The sequence below is a fragment of the Lacticaseibacillus huelsenbergensis genome (genome assembly GCF_029726355.1).
Taxonomy (GTDB): domain Bacteria; phylum Bacillota; class Bacilli; order Lactobacillales; family Lactobacillaceae; genus Lacticaseibacillus; species Lacticaseibacillus casei.
Genome location: NZ_CP120687.1, coordinates 1,048,891 through 1,066,553, shown reverse-complemented (window position 1 = coordinate 1,066,553; position 17,663 = coordinate 1,048,891). Strand labels below are relative to the sequence as shown.

Genomic DNA, 17,663 nt, shown 5'->3' with positions numbered 1-17,663 from the left:
AAAAACAATGGAAAATAAAAAAGCCGTTGTCCACGATGGTTGGGACGAATTCGCCTCGAAGAAAATTTACCATTCGCGTGGCAAAAAGATCGGTATCGGCCGGTCACTAGGATTCGGTGTTTTTTCGATGTTCAGTATTTCCATGCAGGGGTTAGTTGGTGCATGGCTACTGTTCTTCTATACCACGTTTTGCGGTTTGTCAGCAGGTCAAGGTGCGACCATTTTCCTAATTGGTCGTGTCGCTGATGCGATTGCCTCGCTGGTTATGGGTAATATTTCCGATAACATTTACAAGTACAAGATTGGCCGCCGGTTTGGTCGGCGTCATATCTTTATTCTAGCCGCAGCGCCATCCGTATTATTCGCGATTACGCTCTGGGTTGCTGGAATGAGTTACTGGTACTATCTGATTACTTATGTGATTACCACTGTTTTAATGTCAGTGCTCCAGATCCCTTGGGAAACACTGCCAAACGAAATGACCAAGGATTACAATCAGCGGACCACGATGTCAACCGTCCGGATGGTCATTGCCGGTTTGGGTAACATGTTAGCACAATTCGTTCCTGCCCAATTGTTCCGGTTCTATCCAAAGACGTCACCGACACCATATTTGATTATGCAGATCATGTTCTCAATTGTTACCTTCTTCTTGATCTTGGTTACTTATAAGACCACTTGGGAACACTTCGTTACTAAAAACGAAGCGAAGAAGCTGCAGGCTCAAGCGCTTGAAGATAATGGCGGCAAGAAGAGTTCGTTCAAGTCCGAAATTCGGAACTACTTCTCCACATTCAAAATTAAGAGTTTCCGGACACACATGGGCATTTATCTGAGTTCTTACTTTGCTTCTATTCTGTGGTCCACAACGTTTGTTTACTACATTGTCTTTGTTGTTGGTAAAACAACAAGTGTTTCCGGAATGTTGCAATCGTTGAGTATCGTCTCAGTTCCGGTTACGATTTTAGCCGGTTATATCGTCACGAAAATTTCACCGCGCGCACTGTATCTGTTTGGTTATTCATTGATCTTGATCAGTGTCATTGATTGGGCGTTTATCGGGTTAACCAAACCTGCAGGCGTCATGGTCTGGCTGATTGTTGGTACTTTGCTTTATGAAATTGGTTTGTACATTCTATACTTTGTTCCGTGGAATGTCTTCCCATTCATTCCTGATGTGGACACCTTGGTCACTGGTAAAAATCGTGCCGGATTATTCGCTTCGGTCATGGTCTTCATCAACCAAATCAGTCAGGGCTTGGCTTCAGTGGTTGCTGGCTATCTGCTTGATGTTGCCGGTTTCCGTCAGTCCACAAGCGGTGCGGTTTCGCAGCCTGCAAGTGCGACAAATATGATCTTGTTCATTGTTTCTGGCGGCGTGGGCATCATGATCTTAATCGCGATGTTCTTTGCTAGCCGGTTCCATCTCAGCAAGAAGACATTCAATGTGTTGGCTGCTGAATTAACCCGTCTGCAAAAAGGCGGCAGCATGAAAGACGTTAAGCCGGATACCAAACGGGTTTGCGAACAGTTGACCGGTGTGCCATATGATTCAATTGAATTCTGGCGTCGCAACGATCAACAGCCGGCAACACCTAATGATCCATCAACGAAAGCTTAATGGATTCTAAATTGCATCTTTTAAGGAGGTGATGTTGTCCAGCAGAAGCCATTTTTCAAGCTCACTGAATTCGCTTAGATCGTTATAGATGCCTAACAACTTCTACTCCCAGAGTTGTTAGGCATTTTTTATTAACACTAATATTACGGGTACAACAACCAAACAGAAAGGAAACCCAACATGCAAGATCCCCTCAATAAAAAAATGTTATACGCTTTCGGAACCAGTATCGTAGAAGGCCATGCTGCCCACGAAAGTTTTGTCGACGACATCGCCAGAGCCCACCACATGGTCTATCACAAGTACGCCATTAATGGTGCTACGATGCGCGTGGTGCCCAATGAAGATCCAGTCATCAACATCGTTCATCAAGTCACGCAGGCACCCAAAATAGTACCGGACTTGATCGTGTTTGACGGTATCGCCAATGACGCCTATGCCAGTGTGACTGATGATCCGAAAGTTCTTGGCAGCATCAGTACCGGATTTGCCGATGAGCTGGACACGGCTACTTATTGCGGTGCGTTCGAGACAGTATGCCGCACGTTGTTAACTAAGTATCAAGGCGCGCATCCACTTTACATCACCACCCACAAAACCCCAGCGCGTACTTTAGCGACCCAAGAAAAGCTGCATGACGTTTCGCTTGCGATTTGTCGCAAATGGAGCATCCCTGTCGTGGACCTGTACACACAAAGCGGGTTTAACGCCTTCATCCCTGCTTATCAACATGATTATTCCTATGACAAGCTTGATGCTGACGGGCATAACCTCAATGCCGTCGGTGGAACGGGAACGCACCCTAATGCTGATGGGTATCGATTGTTTTACGAGCCGCAGATTACTGCGGCACTTAAAGCGATGTGTTAAAAATACGTTCGTTTTAACGATGCAAAATTATATTCACGCAAAAAAAGCCCGCAGCGGGGCTTTTTTGCGTTGTCCAATAATTGTTTTGAATTAAGACCGCAACTGATGGGCAATCGTCCGAAACTCACCCGGCGTCAAATGTTCCTGCCGTTTAAACGCCCGAATCATGTAAGTTTCGGAATGAAACCCTGATTGGCGGGCAATTTGGGAAAGCGGTAAATCAGGTTGTTCAATGAGTAGCTGTTTGGCCTGAATCACCCGATAGATCGTCAAAAGCCGGCGGGGCGTGGTTTGGTATAAATCATGAAACGTTTGCAGCATGTATTGCACACTGTAGTTGGTCATTTCGGCTAGATGCTCGTTTGTCAGGTCTTCTTGAAAATGTTCCTGCAATAGGCTCAATGTCTGCTCGGCCAATGCTTGCTTGGTCGGGTCTGCTTTGAAGCGTGCAGTATAAGGTTTTAATTTGGTTAAAAAGTCTTGGACAATCGCCGCATCCTGATCGTCTTCATAGCGATGCGCCTGTTGATAACGTGTATGTTCATGAATGAAGCCTAGTACTTCTGTTCCCAGCACTGGAAAGAAAAGCGAGCTTGCGGTTTTCAGTCCAGGGATGAGATCATCGAGAATCGTACCATTGAAACTGAGATAGCTCGTCTGCCAAAGCGATGTCACTGGATGATAAGCGTAACTCGTATTCAGGTTAATCAAAATACCCTGCCCCGGGCGCAAATTAATTTGCTGATCGCCGATAGTCAGTTCGCCTTCACCAATATCACTCTGTAACCATTGATAATCGCCGCTGCCTTCAGGTCGGGCTATCGCTGACTGAGCCCAGTTAAATCCGATTTTATTAAGCGTAAATGGTTGCTTGGAAGCATGATATGTAATGACGGCTTTTGGGCGCTTGTTTGTGGGGTGATCAATATGATAGCCGGTGATCGTCACACGATTACCATTGCTACCATAACGGCGGCGCGATTTATCATACCAATCACCGTGCACACCGAGCGCTTCGATCGTTAATTCATAATGGCCAAGCGGCTCAGTCGGTGAACGATAGCACGGCGCGTCCTCGTGCAGAAGACTGTAAAAGTCTGTATATACCTGGGATTTGATGTGACCGGCTTCATCACGCAGCGTCATTTTGGCAAAACCGCCATGTGTGCCGGATTGTCCGGTTATCGTAATACCCGTGCCATGAAACTTGAGCATCAGCCGGGCATCATTGGTCTGTCCGGTCCAAGCCAAGGGGGTAAACGTCATGGGCTGCTCGCGTTGTTGGTACCAGTCCCATATAGGCCAGTAGTGGGGAATGGATAATGTGGTTTCATGAACACTTAAAGGCAGCCAAACGTGAGTACTATTTTCTAGATGTGGGTAAGTGTGCCGATCGCCTAAGTATAAAGGAACGATGCCTTTGGCCGTGGGTATTAGCGCGACATCGGCAGTTTGGGAGTTATACGTCAGCGTTCCCGGCGGACAAAATGGGCCATGTGCTGTCCATGGGCCGGTTAATTGGTCAGCGGAAAAATAAACGTTATCGTTGTGCCCCCAGCTGGTCTTTTGGGATGCCAACAAGAAATAATGATCATGAAAGCGAAACATCGCCGGTGCTTCGGTTCCGGGTGCGATGTTGCTGATGATTTTAGCCTCAGCGGTTGTGCCGTCAGCCGCTAACCGATAGATATCGCCTTCATGTGTTAGCAAATAACTCGTACCATCATCGTCGGTGAAACTGCCAATATGCCACATACGAATGGATTGGTTGTTGAAAAGCAGTGGACCCTTAAAAGTGAACGTGTCGGTTAGCCGATCAGCCATGGCGTAAGCGACAACCGGATCGAAAGTGCGTTCATCATCGGTGTGCATGAGCATGATATACTGGCCGGTTTGGGCGCGGAGAACCTTGACCCGATCGCCGACTCGATGCGGCCCTAATAGACCAGACGGCTGAACCGGTAAAGCAAGTCCCGTGAAGGTCCAGTTTTCTAAATCGGTTGATACATAGCGCGAGAATCCGGCGAATTCCGTCGATTCTGCTTGCCGATACTCACCGAATAAATAAAACTTGCCACTTTCCTGAATCAAGCAACCGCCAACAGCATTAACGACTTGCTGGTGTTGATCGTACCAGGGAACTCCATTGAAAATGGTTGGCATGGGCGCAACCTCCTTGTCTTGATGAAGCCTCACTGCACCAATCATAACAGACGTCATGAATGATATGCTACGCCGCTTGTGGGAAAATTCGCGGAAGAACATGACGGTTTGTCAGCCAAGATGTTGGCAGTGGATGATGCGCACAAAAAAACTGAAGTCCGCGTTTTGGGACTCCAGTTCGCTCAAAAAGACATTAAGATTAATTGTTTTGGCTAGATGATTGGGCATTATCAGAACTTGTGGTCGGTGCAGAGCTGCTGGTGCTTGAGGAAGCGCTCGTTTTGCTGCTGCTTCCACTGTCACCAGTTGGGCCCCATGTCCACTGATAAGAACCATCACTCATCGTCACTGATTTCACGGTCATATCATCAACAGACTTGCCTTGAACTTTGATGGCTGCGACAGCGTCATCATAAGTCTTGTACAGGCCGCCACTGAGAACCGTCGTCATCGGTTCCAAACTACTTGAAGCAGTCGGGTCGGATGAAGGTTGCGTCTGATTGTCTGACTTGCTTGAGGAACTGCTACTTGTCGCCGCGGAGGAGGACTGATCGGTTTGGTTGGACTGACTGGCGCTGCTGGTCGGTGCCTGACTAGATGTGTTATCCTTCTTGCCAACGCCACTGGCCGGTTCCGAACTGGTGGCAGTCGCGTCTTGCTTTTGCGTGCTTTGACCGCTTGATGTCGTGTTACCCATCGCAACGTTTGAGTCGCTGCTTTCCTGGGACTTACGGGCAACTTGAACCAGTGGTAAAACATTTTTGGCAAAGTCCTGGTTCTCGACATTTTCAACAGCGTTAACGGCTAAGTCGACACTGCTGCTGCTGAGATCGGATTTGGGATGCTGCAGGTTTTGATCCTTATAGAGTTTCTGAATCTGGGAAATTGCCAGCGATTTTCTGTAAAGCTGACTGACTGATTGTTGGTAATCAGCGGCAAATTCAGGCTTAGTCGACGCAATGGCCTTGTAAGCTTTATTGGCCTGTGAACCATCTTCGGCAAGTTGAGCCAGATTGCTGCTCTGAGCCTTCGTGGTTTCTTCAATCGTCAACATGTAACTGGCTGCATCAGCGTCTTGTTTATCTTTCAGAATCGTTTTCTTTTGCTTGCGATCATCAACATTGTTGGCTAGTTGCTTCAACTTTTCCTGAGTTGAAGTTACCGCGGACCTAGACAAATGTTTAGCTGGGAAAGTTCGCTTTGCGGATGTGTATAGTTGATTGGTTTGTTGCGTTGCCGCTTGAACCGCGTGTTGCGCAAATGAGGTATCGATCGTGCTCCGCATCCCGTAGAAAACGGTCAGGTACCCAGCGATCAAAGTGCCGACCAGGATTTGGAAAATATGTTTCTGTTTCATTGATGCCACCTCCAATAACCTAATGGTACGGGCTGGACTTAACAGAACCATTGCAAACAGGTCACGAATTGAATCTTTTTTGTTACACATTAATATATTCGTAATATAAGGGGTTTACTAAATGAATGCAACCCCTGCCAAATTGAAAAGGAGCCGTGGTGACTATAACGGCAAGAATGAGCGCCCATTAAAATTATTTTTAGTCTATTTGGTTATTTAATGGCCAGATGCTTGACAATTAACCAGGCAGTCGGTTAACGTTGGTGTCAATCAAATAAACCGTTCATGCAAACCTTTGAAGTGGAGATCAAGCTGATGGTGCACGCACAGAGAGCCGGCGCTGCTGAGAGTCCGGCCGAACGCAAGTCAGTAAATGGACCACTGAGGGTTCCCCCGAAAGATCATCGAGTACGGGGAAACGTGTTGGCATACGTCAGTTGTCGCCGGGGTGTTGGCCCCGGGCTAAGCGTGATCATTAACTGCCAAGGGCAAAAACCCTAGGTGCAGTCTCATGATCAAACTAAGGTGGCACCGCGGGAAACCGTCCTTAACAAGTGAGTTTGTTATGGACGGTTTCTTTTTTTGTTGAGTGTGAACTGGCTCCTGCGCCAGTGAACGCGTTATGGCGCGCAACAGCATCGGAGAACTTTACCCCCCCTCCAACGCCAAGCACGCCAACCAAAAAACTTTCACGAGGTGGCACAAAATGAAAAAGTATAACGCCCTGGGACTAACCTGCATCACCCTAACCTTGCTTCTAGCCGCATGCGGCCAATCAACCAAAGCAGCGACCAACCAACGCGCCCTAAACGTTGCTGTCAGCACCGAAGCCAGCTCCCTTGATCCGGCCCACGCAGTCGATGCGACCAGCGGCGCCATTCTGCAGCAAATCATGACGCCATTGTACGACCATGACAAATCCGGCAAAATCATTCCGGCCATGGCCACTAAGGTCGTGAAGCCAACCAACAATGGCAAAACCTACACCCTCACGTTGCGCAAAGATGTAAAATGGAGTGATGGCACCCCGGTAACAGCCAAGGATTTTGTCTATTCACTCAAGCGGATTGTGGATCCGAAAACCAAAACCGAATTCGCGTACCAATATGATGCCATTGCCAATTATCAGGATATCGTCGACGGCAAAAAGTCACCCGATACCCTTGGCGTTTCCGCCCCAAGCAAATATGTGCTCAAAATCCAACTCAGTCAGCCAACACCCTATTTTTCCAGTCAGATGACCGGTTATTACCCGACCAATGAAGCGGCGGTTAAACGTTATGGTAAGAAATTCGGTTCAAGCGCCGACAAGATTGTGACGAACGGCGCGTATAAAATTAAAAATTTCAGCACCACTAGTGATAGCGGGGACTATGTGAAAGATCCGAACTTCTACGCGGCTAAAACCGTCAAGATCAATCACGTTCACGTCAACGTTTTGAAAGATTCCAGCACGGTCGATAACCTTTTTGCGACTGGCAAGTTAGACGATGCGCCGCTATCTGGCAACTTGATTCAAAAAGAAGCGCAAAACCCGGCCTTGACGAAGACACCGGCCGCCAATATGAACTATCTGCAACTCAATACCAAGAATCCGCAGCTTAATAACGTCAACTTGCGCCGTGCCATTTCGGCTGCACTCGATCGGCAGGCACTCACCAGTAAAGTTCTGCAGGATGGCTCCCAACCGGCTAAAGCATTTGTACCTAAGGGCCTTAAAACCAATCCAACGACCGGCAAAGACTTTACTGAAGATGCCAAGACGCCGCTGACATATTCGCCGACCAAGGCCAAAGCGTATCTCAAGGCGGCGTTGAAAGAGCTCAACACTGATAGCATCAGTTTTTCGATTCTCACGTCCGATGTTGATACTGACAAGCAAGTCGGCGAATACATCCAGAGTCAGCTAACCAAGGTGCTGCCACAGCTGAAAGTCACGGTCAGCAGCCTGCCAAAAATGACGCGCATTCAACGATCGCTTGACGGCAAGTTTGACGCGGTCTTGATGAGTTGGAACTCAACGATTCAGGATCCGTCAGATTATCTAAACACGGCAACGGCGGATAACATTTCGAACTTTTCGAAGTTTAGCGATGAGCAATTCACCGCGTTGATGAAAAAAGTCAACACCACCACCGGTCAAAGTTCAACGGCCCGCTATCAGCAAGAACTGGCCGCTAATGCTCGCGTAATTGATGTGGCTGGCTACATTCCGGTCTTTCAAAGTGCCAACAGTCGCCTGATCAATACCAAAGTCGGCGGCCTGCACTACAGCATGTTGCAACCGGCCGAATATCGCTATGCGTATTTCAAATAAGGTTATAAGAGAGTAGGCTTGAAAATGACTCTTCCGATGCAAGCATTTTTAACTCAGTATTTGCGGTTGCGTTCGGTTTCGTTAGCGACCGACAATGAGATTGATGAAACAGCTGCCTTTTTAAAGCAACAATTTACCAAATTTGGCGCGACCACCAGTCGGATCTTAACCACCGAAGCGGCGAATCCAGCGGTTTACGCGGTTTTCCCGGGTCAATCCGCGGATGCGCCGACGTTACTTTTCTATAATCACTATGATGTTCAGCCGGCGGAACCCTTGGATTTATGGAAAAGTGATCCATTCCAGTTAAAAATGACGGATACACACCTGTATGCTCGCGGGATTAATGACGACAAAGGCGAATTAGCCGCGCGGTTGGCTGCCATCCAACGGTTACAAGCGCAAGGTGGCTTGCCTTGTACGATTAAGTTTCTTGTTGAAGGTGGGGAAGAACAAGGCAGTCCGCACTTGGAAGACTTGTTGAAGCAATATGCTGATTTGTTGGCGGCGGACTTTTGTTTGTGGGAATCCGGCGGCCGCAATGAGCAAGGCAAGTTTCAGATTTCGCTTGGCGTCAAAGGTGGCGTAGCGTTTCAGCTTAGCGTCAAGACGGCTGATTTTGATCTTCATTCCAGCTTGGGCGCGATTACCGAGAATCCGGCATGGCGCTTGGTGCAGGCGCTGGCGACCTTGAAGAATGCCAAAGACGAGATCACGATTCCGCATTTTCTCGATGCCGTGAAGCCCTTGACCACCACCCAAAAGCAACTCATCGACAGTGCGGTCTTTGATTATGCGGCTTTTGCTAAGAACTATGGCATCACGCGTCCGGCGACCGTGCCGGCTGATGATATTAAAGAAGCTTTGTATAATCGGCCGAGCATGACGATCAACGGTTTTTCGAGCGGGTATGAAGGCCCGGGAATCGGTAAAACGATTTTGCCGCATACGGCGCTGGCCAAAATCGATTTGCGGCTGGTTCCGAACCAAACGCCAGCCGAGACCGTGCGCTTAATCAAAGCGGCACTGACAGCCGGCGGTTATGATGACGTCATTGTATCGGATTTTCTCGGCGAGCCGCCTTTCCGAACCGATCCAGACGACCCGCGTGTGCAAGAAGCAGTGGCGCTGGCCAAGGCGACTTATGGGGATGACGAGGTTCAAATCGAATTAAATTCACCAGGCAGCGGCCCGATGAAGTATTTTTACGACATCAATCACGCCCCGATTATTTCCTGCGGCATCGGCAATGCCAACTCGGCAGCGCACGGGCCAAATGAGAATGTGGCGATTGCGGATTATTTGCGGTTTATCGATTATTTGACGCAACTGGTGGGTAAGTTGGCGGTATAAAGCAGAGAAACTAACGAACCCCCCTACTTGGCCTAAAAAGGAGGCTCAAGCTCTGGGACAATCTTGCTAAAAAAATAGAAGTTATAAAAAGTCTTACTCTAAAGTGAAAAACATAGCTGGATACCCAGAGCGATTTTGAAATATTAAAGCTCAAAACTCTGATATATTAGTTTGTAACGGCAATACAGCATGTACACCTGAACACAAACGCTTAAAATCTTTTCCAAATGTTGGAAAAGATTTTTTTGATGGTCACCGTTATTCTATAACGAACGTTTCGAAAAAGGGTTGACTGGAAAACTTTTGGTCCTGTACACTGTTACCACATCTGGTATACATACAATATCACAAGAAGAATATGTTCTTTAGATGAAGGAGAGACATGATGGCCAAAGTTATCTACCTGGGATTAATCGCTTTTTTTTTCGACAAAAATTCCATCATTCAAGGCTTCTTACCTTACGATAAGCTCTCAACACCGTATGACGAAGACAATGTAAAATAATCTCGGCAAAAGAGGTGGAAATGATATGTCTTTTGGGAATTCAATTAAACAAAAACGTGAAGCAATGGCGTTAAGCAGATATCAGTTAGCGAAATCAGTTCATACGACGGTGACTCAAGTTGCAATCTGGGAATCTGGCCGTAAATATCCCAACATAAAACAGCTCATCATGATTAGTGATGAATTGGGACTAACCTTAGATGAATTGATAAAAGGAGATTCATCCTTTCAAAAGAAGATTATGATAGACAAAAACAATCATGATGCTGATATGATTGTTAGGTTTTCCATAATTCTCGAAATTGTTTTGTTTGTTGTGGGTATTCTTCTTATTTTTCATTATGCTTAATAGTTTAAGAGGTTCAGCAATTCCAAACGCAAAGCAAAAACAAAGAGGCCGCACGCTATTTTACGCGTAGCCTCTTTCTTTTTGGGCAGCTTAATCTTGCGAACTCGAAGAACTAGCAGAACTTGCTGACGATGAGTTGCTAGACTCCTGCTGGCTTTGGTTAGACTCATTGCTGGTACTTGAAGCAGAAGATGTCGACTGACTGTTCGTGGCAGATGACTCGGAGCCGCTTGCTGAGGAACTTGGCACCGTCGAGGACGATACACTTGCTTCAGCGCTGGAAGTATCATCCGAAGCTGCTTGTTGGGCAGTGGCGATCGCCGGCAGCATTTGGTCAGTCAGTTGCTGGTTGTCAATATGTTTGAGTGCTGCCAAGGCAGCCTGAATCTCGCTGGTACTTAAGCCGGACTTGGGTTCTTTAAAATCGGCGTCAGTAAATAAGCTGGCGACTTTAGCCACAGCCGCTTCTTGATCGGACAGCTGGGCAACCTGTTTTTGATAAGTCTGAACGAACGTTGGCTTTTGTTTGGCCAGTTTGGCTAATGCTTGCTGCGATTCGCTCGTTAACGTCTTCAACTCAGTCAATTTGGTTGGTTTTTGTGCCACTGCATTTTTGACAGTTAGCATTTGCTTGGCGGCATCGACGTCTGCTTGGGCGCTGGCGAGTTGGTTAGCCTGCTCCGGCTCGGTGAGTTTGCGGCGTGCGGCTTGTAAACTGGCCTCGGCAGCAGCAATTTTTTCCTGACTAAGTTCCGCGGCAGGCAGTTGATGCGATGAGTCTTTGAACAAGGTATCAACTTGATTGGTAGCCGCTTGAACGGCGTGTGCTGATTGGGTGTCGGTCCAGGTGCTGTGCACGCCATAAAAAAGTGTGAAACAACCTGCGACTAGCGTGACGACGATGATCGAAAACAACGTCCTGCGCTTCATAAACGGTTTCCTCCTGATGAGCGTGAGCAGGAGCGCTTAGAAATCGAATTGTAAGTGGCCTTGGGCGTGGACCCGGACTTAGGCCATTGCGACCAAGGTCCTTACACGGAGATTTCTACGACTGCGAACGCCTTAATGTGCGAGATAATAAAAAAAGTTCAACTGACAGCCGCTGCGTTCTAGACACATGATCATGAAACCCAAGTATCATCGAACAACAGCTGTCCAGTTACAAAAGTTTTGTTTAAAAATACGTAATCTCTTTAGCAAAGCTTAATTCTAGCACGTTCCGGAAGAAAAGCAATGAAAACGGATACATAATTGCCATGGCGGGATTCACAAGCCCAAAAATGCCCTCAAATTGCCAAATGAACTGCGCAATTTAAGGGCACTTTTTAGAAAGCTAGGAAAAACAAAGCTTGAAATCTAGAACAATCATGATTTATTCAACATTAACGTGTTCGTGCAAGGCGTCGGCATTACTGGTGTCATCACGTTTAGCTAATTTCAATGTGAGGGCATCCAAGGTGATGTGGACGGTTTGGTCGAACAAAGTCGAGAGCAGCTGGATTGATTTAACGCCGGCACCGGTTTTGGTTGCGCCAGGAACAATCACGACCGCATCAGCGAGTTTGGCTAGCGGCGAGTCAACGGCACTGGTAAAGGCCACAATGTTGAGGCCAAGTTTCTTGGCTGCTTCAGTATCGGCAACGATGCTTTTTGTGGTGCCCGAGCCGGAAACTGCCACCCATGTATCGCCTTTTTGAATGGACGGCGTAATGGTTTCGCCCATCACATAGTCGGTATAGCCAATGTGCATGAGGCGCATGGCAAAACCTTTTGCCTGAAAACCGCTGCGACCGGCGCCGATGACGAAGATGCGTTTGTCCTTGGTCAGGTAGGGCATGGTCGCGTCTAATTGATCTTCATCGACGAGTGCCATGACTTGGTTGATTTCTGTCATAATATCCGGAATGACTTTCATGCGTTGATTGCCTCCATAAATTGTTGTGCCGTTGCGACTGGATCGGCTGCCTTGGTGATGGCGCTGCCGACAATCGCGATTTCGGTTAACCCTTGTGCGGCCAGCGCCGTTGCACCCGCCAAATCAATCCCGCCGGCAATCGCCAGTCGCTTGAGTTGCGGAAAGGCGGCGTGAAAATCGGCCACCGTTGCGGTTGGATCCAGGTGATCTTGGCGGTCAGTGCTGTGGTGCAGCGCATAAATCGCATTTGGGAAAATACTGATGGCTTGCTGTTTGGTCGCATTAACCTCCATCAAGTCGATCATCATTTCCTTCTTCGCCGCATCCGTCGCCGCTGCCGTTGTTTTCAGAGTTGCCAGTGACGCCGCACCCATCACGGTTAAAATGTCGGCACCAGCTGCAAAGCCTTGTTTGAATTCGTAACCACCCTCGTCAATCGTTTTTAGATCAATGAGCAACTGTGATGTACGAATCGCCGCCCGCATTGCGCGAAAACCGGCGAGCCCCTCGTCCTTCACTAGGCTAGTGCCCATTTCGATAATCGCTACTTTACCATCCAATTGTTGCGCCAATGCAACCGCATCGGCTAATGGTACCCGATCAATGGCCACCTGTAATTTCATTAAAAATCGTCTCCCATCACAGCCAGATTTTTGTCCAAAAAGGCTTGCAGTTGCTCAGGCGTCGGATAGCCGTCATTATCGCCAGGCGCCTGAACCGCAAAAGCGCCAATTGCATTTGCGCGGACGACTGCATCACGTTGGGACTTGCCTTCCATCAAGGCGGTAATCAGCCCCAAGGCAAAACCATCACCGGCGCCAACCGTATCGACCACCTGCGCTACCTTAAAGCCCTTCACCCAATAACCGGCTTCACCCTTATTCTTAACATACGCGCCTTTAGGACCGACTTTGACGACCACCGTTTGCGTGCGCTCGCTTTGATTGAGGTAAAAGTCGGCAATTGTTTCCGGATCGCGCGAGCCTACCAAAAGTTCCCCTTCGTTGTCGCCGGGCAAAATAATCTCGGCTTCTTTTGCCAGCTCATTGAGTGTTGCCGCCATTTCTTGCGGGCTGGACCATAACTGCGGGCGCAAGTTCGGGTCGAAGGTCGTCCGAATATTGTGTTCGTGCAGCAGGTCAATCAAGTGGCGAAAAGCGGCCAGCGCCTGTTCTGAAATCGCCGGGAAAATGCCGGAAAGGTGGGCGAATTTCACCTCCGAAAAGTCAATGCGATCAAGCGTTTTGGCATCGAAGTGGGCGGCCGCAGAACCCCGCCGGAAATAGAAAATATCCGGATCGCCGGTTGAAACCTTATTTTTAAGCTGGAACGCGGTCCAATAATCTGACGTACTATCAATATAATCGGTTTGGACATGATTTTCACGCAACTGGTCCTTGATGAAATCGCCAAACGGATCTTCGCCTAGCCGCGTGATATATTGCGCCGAGTGGCCTAAACGCGAAACCCCGACAGCCACATTAACCTCGGCTCCAGCCAGATACTTCCGGAAGTTCAAGGCATCCTTAAGTGATTGATCTGTATCCTGTGAAGCAAAAAGCGCAATTGGTTCTCCGATGGTAAGAAATTCTGACATGGTATGTTCCCCTTCTTTAAATGAACGCAGATATTACAACAACACATAAGCCGCCAACAAATTCAAGATCGTCGCAATCCAAGCCCAAGGCAATCCGGTTAACAGAAATGTTTTGGTATCAAGCTTGGCATATTCAACCGACCAGAGATTCCAGGACTGGGTGATGTCGGCCGACACCGCCATCATGGTCGGGACAACGAGCAACCCGTATAAGAAGTAAGGCGGGAATAAGCCGGTGGCGGTAAAAATCGCCGCCGTTGCTGCGCCTGCTCCATAAAGCATCAACGGGCCGCGGAAGTAGGACAGTGGTGCGATGACGATCATGATGAACACCATCAATAAGCGGCTATCAGGGATGATGCGTTTGAAAACCGCGGTGAATTGGCCCATGGTGTGGACTGCCGCGCTTTGAAACATGGTCAAGACCAGCAACATGATCAGCAAGCCGGCAATATCGCCAATGGCCGTTTTGGTTGTCGTGTTCATCATCTGGACAAAATGCACGTAAGATTTCATATTGCCGGTCATCGCAAATGCCAGGAGCGTGGCCAGCAACAATGCCGGAATCGCATCCCATTTGAAGAAAATGCTCATGGCCACGGGCAACACCGGCAGCAGGTACGTGATCGGATTCACATCAGGTGGCACGCTTGTTTCTGGCGTCTCTGACTCGACAACGAATGGTTTGCCGTTTCTAATTTTCCTGGCATAAAAAAGGATCATAGCGATGACGACCAGCATCTGAATAGCCATGGCGACAAAGCCGAACCGCAGATAATGATCACCCCAGACAACGCCTTTGAAGAAGACGGTGAATTGGTTAAACAAAACCGGATTAATATACATGGCGGCGCCGATCGACAACGTGAAAATCGAGACCGCAATATTTTTTGGGACACCCATTGAAAACATAATCGGGAAAAGAATGACCCCGACCGCGATCGCCGAGCCCACGCCATAGGCACTTGAGAAGATCAAGGCGGTGATAATGGCAATTAAAATGGTGGCAATCACCGGTGCCTTGCTGCCGACGCTTTGGGTGCGCCGGCTGATTGACCCGGCAATGCCGGTGTCCACTAGCACGCGGCCAAACCAGGAACCGAGAATGATATACAAAGCGGTTTTGCCGTAATTCAGCACAGGATCAGTGAAAATCTCTTTAATCGCGACATTAATTGGCACCAATCCGATGATGGTCCACACAATCGCCATGACGAAGAACCCGACCGTTAAGTTGCCACCGCGCATCGCAAACGTAATGAATAAAACGAAAGTCAAAACAAGTAAAATACCGGTTATTAGACTCCCCATCTGAAGCGCCCCCTTAATACTTGTTCAACTCGCTTAAAATGCGTTGGTAACTAGAACGGATGCCGCTTTGATCAGGATCCTCAAAGAACTTGTTCTCAGTCGAGTTAAACCGCTCAGCGAGATAAAATGCCGACAAATACGCAGCTAAAGCTTCTTTACTGGCTGCCTCAATATCCACTTTTTCCGGTGACACCTGAATATTCAAAGACTTGATAAAATTCAGGGCGAATTGTTCCGGATCAATTTGCAAACGTTGGTTATTCATGTACGTGACCCCCTAGCTTGCTCATCTTGCAGCAGTTTTTTGCCTTCCAAGATAATGCCGTGATGTGCGGTCGGATATTCCAAGGCGATGGGCACTGTGTCTGGCAAGATCGCCAAAATATCACGCCACGGCAGATCGCCTTGATCTAACGGAACGGTGACTGGCTTTTCGCCGCCGGTCAGGTCGTCTTTCACGTGGATGTACCGCGTATACTGACGCAGCGCAGTCGCTGCCTTCAGCGGATCTTCGCCAACGAACGGCCAATTACCTAAATCGTAAACATAGCCGATCGGAATATTCGCCGCCGTAACGGCCTGAAGAAATGTCAAAACCGGCTGTAAGCGACCGCTCGTAGTGGTTTGATCATTTTCAATATTGATTTCGATCCCTTGTTGGGTCAGCGAAAGCAAGGCGCTGGCTAGATCACCGGAAAACTCGGCAAAAGCGCCGATGTTCCACTTGATCTTGGTCACGCCCATGGCTTTTGCTTCATCCAAGTAACCTTGAAGCTTTGGATTGACCTGACCCTCAGCAACGAAAACTTCGTCAGGAACACTGTAGAAAAGCGTCAGCTGGTGATCCTTGGCAAGTTCAGCCACTTGCGGCAGTTCCTTGGCAATATCACGAAAATATTCCCGTCTGACTTCAATGGTCGAAAAACCCAAGTTGACCAACTCTGACACGAGGTCAGCTTGTGATTTGCCCGCCTGCCATTCGGAAGCGAGCAATAACAGATTGGCAACGATTGGTGCTGGCATGATTACAACCTCCTAAAAGTGAGCGCGAGCCGCCCCTCTGCGCTAAGGGGAAGCGTGTTACGTCGAACAAAAAGTTAACTTGATCCAAATGGGAAACCGGTTTCCTTAAAGAGCACATCGTTACTATACAAGCGCTTACAATCACGGTCAAGTAAAACGCCCGTTTTGTTTTGATTAAAATGTGCGGCCGAGGTAGCACAGCCTAGGAACGCAAAAATCGCCTCTAGAGATTCCATTCATCTCTAGAAGCGATTTACTTTGGTGTTCATTTTCAGAATCAAAATGATGAGCGAATGCGCACATCCGCGGGAATTTCCAGACGCTGGACCGCAACCGGTTCACCGGCAATTTGTTGTGCCAGTAATTGAGCTGCCGTTGTGCCGATGACGTCGGGATGTTGTGATATCGCGGAGATGCCCGGCGTGACCAACTCGGCCCAATCCCAGTCATCATAGCCGCTGATGGCAATATCTTGAGGGATGCGCAGGCCTTTTGCATGCATCCAACGCAGCGTTGCCATTAACAATCGGCCATTTGCGGCAAAGACCAGTGGGTGTGTCTGGGGATGTGCTTCGAGCCAGGTAGCCAGCGGTGCGACACTATCGTTTTCGGTTTCCAATAAGGTTACTGTGGTCGTCGTATTTTTAAACGTGTCCAAAAACGCTTGGTAACGGGATTGGCGCGTGGAAATCTGGGCGACCGGATTGATGAGGATCAGGATATCCCGGTAATGACTTTTAAGAATCGCTTGTGCCAGTTTAGTGGTCGAGCGGTAGTCGTCGGCAGTGACAGTTGGCCAAGCGAGCGGTCGAGTTAATCGGTCAACCAGAACCATAGGCGTCTGACTATCACGAATCAGGTCGTAGTGATGGGCCACGGCGCTTAACGGCTGCATGATAATCCCGTCAACATTCATACTCAGTAACATTTTCAACGCTTTTTCTTCGCGTTTCAGGTCATTGGCCGCGTCATTGATCAGAATCTGATCCATCGAATGCTGCGTGACTTTATTGATGCCGCTGATGAGTAAAGTCGAATAAATGTTGGAGATATCGGCTACCACCACACCGATTAAGTGGCTGCGGTGGGTTTTCAGCGAGCTGGCTTGGCGGCTGGGGGTATAGTTGAGCTCCGCAATCACCGCAGCAATGTGTGCCTTGGTGGCGTCCGACATATGTTCAAAACGCCCATTCAAATAGCGGGAAATCGTCGCTTTAGATACGCCGGCTTTCTGCGCCACATCTGTAATGGTGAGTTTCAATCGCGCCACCTCCGTTTGCTT

The 17,663-nt window shown here is 48.4% G+C and carries 15 protein-coding genes; 5 read left to right on the top strand and 10 right to left on the bottom strand.

The genetic code is table 11. The features are described 5' to 3' along the window. The first annotated feature begins 7 nt into the window (after positions 1–7). Positions 8–1,621, top strand: coding sequence for an MFS transporter (locus LHUE1_RS04780; protein ID WP_049169552.1), 1,614 nt, complete (start codon positions 8–10; stop codon positions 1,619–1,621). A gap of 180 nt (positions 1,622–1,801) precedes the next feature. Beyond that, positions 1,802–2,491, top strand: a complete 690-nt coding sequence (locus tag LHUE1_RS04775; protein ID WP_049169551.1) for an SGNH/GDSL hydrolase family protein — start codon at positions 1,802–1,804, stop codon at positions 2,489–2,491. A gap of 90 nt (positions 2,492–2,581) precedes the next feature. Here the strand turns inward: LHUE1_RS04775 and LHUE1_RS04770 are convergent, their stop codons facing one another. Together LHUE1_RS04770 and LHUE1_RS04765 are read right to left on the bottom strand one after the other, a co-directional pair. Then, a complete protein-coding gene (locus tag LHUE1_RS04770) occupies positions 2,582–4,654 on the bottom strand; it encodes a helix-turn-helix domain-containing protein (protein ID WP_049169550.1) in 2,073 nt (690 codons plus the stop codon). Between the two features lie 199 nt (positions 4,655–4,853). After that, on the bottom strand, positions 4,854–6,011 hold the full coding sequence (locus tag LHUE1_RS04765; RefSeq protein WP_049169549.1) for a hypothetical protein: 1,158 nt from the start codon (positions 6,009–6,011) through the stop codon (positions 4,854–4,856). A 706-nt stretch (positions 6,012–6,717) separates the two neighbouring features. Between LHUE1_RS04765 and LHUE1_RS04760 the strand changes: the two genes are divergently transcribed. The 3 genes from LHUE1_RS04760 to LHUE1_RS04750 all read left to right on the top strand — a co-directional run bounded on the left by LHUE1_RS04760 (position 6,718) and on the right by LHUE1_RS04750 (position 10,535). After that, positions 6,718–8,328, top strand: coding sequence for a peptide ABC transporter substrate-binding protein (locus LHUE1_RS04760; RefSeq protein WP_277848306.1), 1,611 nt, complete (start codon positions 6,718–6,720; stop codon positions 8,326–8,328). 24 nt (positions 8,329–8,352) lie between these two features. Further along, the gene (locus tag LHUE1_RS04755; protein WP_049169577.1) at positions 8,353–9,681 is read left to right on the top strand and encodes a M20 family metallopeptidase; all 1,329 of its coding nucleotides are present in this window, start codon (positions 8,353–8,355) and stop codon (positions 9,679–9,681) included. Between the two features lie 530 nt (positions 9,682–10,211). Next, positions 10,212–10,535 carry a helix-turn-helix domain-containing protein gene (locus tag LHUE1_RS04750; protein ID WP_049169547.1) on the top strand — a complete coding sequence of 108 codons (324 nt, stop codon included), beginning with the start codon at positions 10,212–10,214 and terminating at the stop codon, positions 10,533–10,535. A gap of 90 nt (positions 10,536–10,625) precedes the next feature. Here LHUE1_RS04750 and LHUE1_RS04745 read toward each other — a convergent pair whose 3' ends face one another. The 8 genes from LHUE1_RS04745 to LHUE1_RS04710 form a co-directional block, all read right to left on the bottom strand. Then, a complete protein-coding gene (locus LHUE1_RS04745) occupies positions 10,626–11,465 on the bottom strand; it encodes a hypothetical protein (RefSeq protein ID WP_049169546.1) in 840 nt (279 codons plus the stop codon). A gap of 442 nt (positions 11,466–11,907) precedes the next feature. Continuing rightward, positions 11,908–12,450, bottom strand: a complete 543-nt coding sequence (hxlB, locus tag LHUE1_RS04740; RefSeq protein ID WP_049169545.1) for a 6-phospho-3-hexuloisomerase — start codon at positions 12,448–12,450, stop codon at positions 11,908–11,910. Next, the gene (locus LHUE1_RS04735) at positions 12,447–13,073 is read right to left on the bottom strand and encodes an orotidine 5'-phosphate decarboxylase / HUMPS family protein (RefSeq protein WP_277848307.1); all 627 of its coding nucleotides are present in this window, start codon (positions 13,071–13,073) and stop codon (positions 12,447–12,449) included. The genes hxlB and LHUE1_RS04735 overlap by 4 nt, the downstream gene beginning before the upstream one ends. Beyond that, positions 13,073–14,047 carry a sugar kinase gene (locus LHUE1_RS04730; RefSeq protein ID WP_049169543.1) on the bottom strand — a complete coding sequence of 325 codons (975 nt, stop codon included), beginning with the start codon at positions 14,045–14,047 and terminating at the stop codon, positions 13,073–13,075. The genes LHUE1_RS04735 and LHUE1_RS04730 overlap by 1 nt, the downstream gene beginning before the upstream one ends. A 33-nt stretch (positions 14,048–14,080) precedes the next feature. Beyond that, a complete protein-coding gene (locus LHUE1_RS04725; protein WP_049169542.1) occupies positions 14,081–15,358 on the bottom strand; it encodes a hypothetical protein in 1,278 nt (425 codons plus the stop codon). Between the two features lie 13 nt (positions 15,359–15,371). Beyond that, positions 15,372–15,623: a hypothetical protein gene (locus LHUE1_RS04720; protein ID WP_010490551.1), complete on the bottom strand. Its 252-nt coding sequence runs from the start codon at positions 15,621–15,623 to the stop codon at positions 15,372–15,374. Further along, on the bottom strand, positions 15,620–16,381 hold the full coding sequence (locus tag LHUE1_RS04715) for a sugar phosphate isomerase/epimerase family protein (RefSeq protein WP_049169541.1): 762 nt from the start codon (positions 16,379–16,381) through the stop codon (positions 15,620–15,622). The genes LHUE1_RS04720 and LHUE1_RS04715 overlap by 4 nt, the downstream gene beginning before the upstream one ends. 277 nt (positions 16,382–16,658) lie before the next feature. Continuing rightward, positions 16,659–17,642 (bottom strand): LacI family DNA-binding transcriptional regulator, encoded by a 984-nt coding sequence (locus LHUE1_RS04710; RefSeq protein WP_049169540.1) that lies wholly within the window; start codon positions 17,640–17,642, stop codon positions 16,659–16,661. Positions 17,643–17,663 lie beyond the last annotated feature (21 nt).